Origin of the sequence: Arachidicoccus sp. (genome assembly GCF_050436765.1) — a bacterium.
In the GTDB taxonomy this organism is placed as follows: Bacteria; Bacteroidota; Bacteroidia; order Chitinophagales; family Chitinophagaceae; genus Arachidicoccus.
In genome coordinates this window covers 15,068-17,776 of sequence record NZ_JBNQGD010000425.1, presented here as the reverse complement: position 1 = coordinate 17,776, position 2,709 = coordinate 15,068, and the positions used below count along the sequence as shown (strand labels likewise).

The following is a 2,709-nucleotide window of genomic DNA, read 5'->3' as shown; positions in this document are numbered from 1 at the left end:
TAGGCCGCAAATGTAAAAATATTATGCCCTTTCCACAAGTTTTTGCGTTGATCCCTTGTAAGGGGAATTATTAGTCGAACGGCAAGGGTGTCCCGGGTGACTGGGAATCTGAAGGAAGCTGAAGACAAAGCGCTGACCTGACGCACAGGAATCGTATGAGGCTAGATACTTGGATGAGGGGGCAAATATCTCCAAAGTCCTATACTTACACGGAAAAGTATTTGGTAAATACGGCAGGTATAAGCGTGAAAGAATTGCATCTTACCCGGGGAGATCTGATACCCCGTTTGCGGGAGGAACATGCGGTATTCTAAACCGGAACAACCTTGATGGAGACATCAGGCTAAGGTATCAGAAGTCAGCAGAGGCCATAGTAAGCCCGAGACGAGCTAGGCGACCAAACTAAAAGGGAACGCAGGAAGACTCACGGAAAGGACGAAGGGCTGAACTATTAACGAATGGATTAAAATCATCATTATGAATCAACAGTCAGAAGCAGAAAAGAAGATGATGACATCTTCATCATCGAGGGAAGTAAAACCTCCGGAAGAGGAAATGTCCTTGGGTGGTGCTGTTCCTGTTGACCCCATAAAGAAAGGATGTAATCCCCCAGAACTGCGTTTAATCGACAAGCTTCTTAATATAGATAACTTAAATGAAGCTTTCATTAAAGTTGTAGACAATAAAGGAGCCGCAGGAATAGATGGGATGGAAGTAGGAGATTTAAAATTATTTCTAAGGAAAAACTGGCAGACACTAGAGCAACAGTTGAAAGATGGCAAATACAAACCGCAGCCGGTTAAGAAGGTAGAAATACCTAAACCTGATGGGGGTGTCCGAATGCTCGGCATTCCTACCGTATTAGACCGATTTTTGCAACAAGCACTATTACAAGTCCTTACTCCTATCTGGGAGCCAGTGTTCTCGGACAACAGCTTCGGTTTTCGTCCGGGTAGGAAAGCCATCGATGCTGTAAACCGAGCAAAAGGGTATCAGGAAGAAGGGTACCGGATTGTCATTGACATGGACCTCTCAAAATTCTTCGATGAGATCCCTCACGATAGACTAATGAGCAAAATCATGTTAAAAACACCGGGTGAACAAGAAATTCACAAACTCATCCACAGGTATCTAACAGCCGGAATGATGAAGGGGGGAAAATTAGAGGGACGACTGAAAGGTACACCTCAAGGCGGAAATCTGAGTCCGCTTCTCTCCAACATTGTGCTAGATGAACTAGACAAGGAGTTAGAAGAACGAGGCCATCGTTTTTGCAGGTATGCTGACGATGTTAATGTGTATGTGAAGACGCAAAGAGCAGGAGAAAGAGTCGCTGCTTCCATTCAGGATTTTGTCGAGAAAAAGATGAAACTGAAGGTAAACAAGGATAAGAGTAAAGTAGATAGACCGGCAAACAGGAAGTTTCTCGGTTTTTCCTTCTATTACAAGGAGGGGAAGCAGATGGGAATTCGAGTTGCTCCCAAAAGCGTTACACGCATTAAGGAGAGACTCAGAGATCTATTCCATAAAGGTCGAGGACGCAATTTGGCTGGGTTTATCCACAAAGATCTCAACCCTGTGATTCGAGGATGGTTTAACTACTACCGTCCAGCAGATATGAAATCTCTCTCCAAAGACTTAGACGAGTGGATTCGACATCACTTACGTAATATCCTTTGGCGACAATGGAAACGTAACTGGACCAGATTTTTGAACCTCCGTAAAGGTGGCCTTTCTGAGGAGCATGCAGTTCGTTCTGCATTTAATCAGCATGGACCATGGTCTAACTCCGGTGCTTCACACATGAATCTCGGATTTCCCAAGAAATATTTTGACGAACTGCGACTTTTTAGCTTTTTAGATGCCTATAAAGCCTACAAAGCTTCACAAGAAGGTAGTTCTCCAACTTAATAAGTTAATAGAACCGCCGTATACGGAACCGTACGTACGGTGGTGTGAGAGGACAGGTAGCGAAATAATCACTACCTTCCTACTCAATTTAAATGCATCTTATAGTCTACCTTCAATCTTTAATCGCATTATATATAAACTAATGAGAAAAAATCTTTACTTTTTACTAATGATGCTTTCCGCCAGTTCTGTAGGCGCACAACCGCTATTACGTCATACAAAGAAGGCAGATAAGTGGGTAGATAGTGTTTATCGTTCGTTGACACCCAACCAAAGAATAGCCCAGTTAATGGTTTTGAGGGAAAGCGCAATTCAGGATGGCAAAGTGCTTATTTATGCCGATAGAATAAAGAAAGAAATTAAGGAATATAACATAGGTGCGATCTGTTTGTTTCAAGGTTCGCCAGATACTCAGGCGGAATATATTAATGAGTTTCAGCAAATGGCTCAAACGCCCTTGTTGGTATGTATGGATGTTGAAAATGGCGTAGGTATGAGAATGCCCGAGGTGATGAAACTCCCTGATCAACTGACTTTAGGTGCGATGCGTGGACAGAAAAAATTGATTAAAAAGGTGGGGGAACTGATTGGTGACCAATGTAATAGGCTGGGTGTGAATGTCGCCTATGCGCCGGTCGTAGATATTAATAATAATCCTAATAACCCCATAATTGGCTATCGATCTTTTGGCGAGAATAAACGTGTGGTGGCTGATTATGGTGTTGCCATTATGAAAGGTATTCAGCTTAAGGATGTGATGGCATGTGCCAAACATTTTCCAGGACATGGAGATGTGGA

Annotated in this window: 2 protein-coding genes; both read left to right on the top strand. The window is 43.0% G+C overall.

Annotated elements, in window-relative coordinates:
- Positions 1-477 precede the first annotated feature (477 nt).
- Entirely contained in the window at positions 478-1,911 is a 1,434-nt protein-coding gene (ltrA, locus tag ACQR30_RS17935) for a group II intron reverse transcriptase/maturase (RefSeq protein WP_429737171.1), read from the top strand.
- A 142-nt stretch (positions 1,912-2,053) separates the two neighbouring features.
- Positions 2,054-2,709: glycoside hydrolase family 3 N-terminal domain-containing protein (locus ACQR30_RS17930; protein WP_429737170.1), on the top strand; the 656-nt coding region annotated here is incomplete at its 3' end.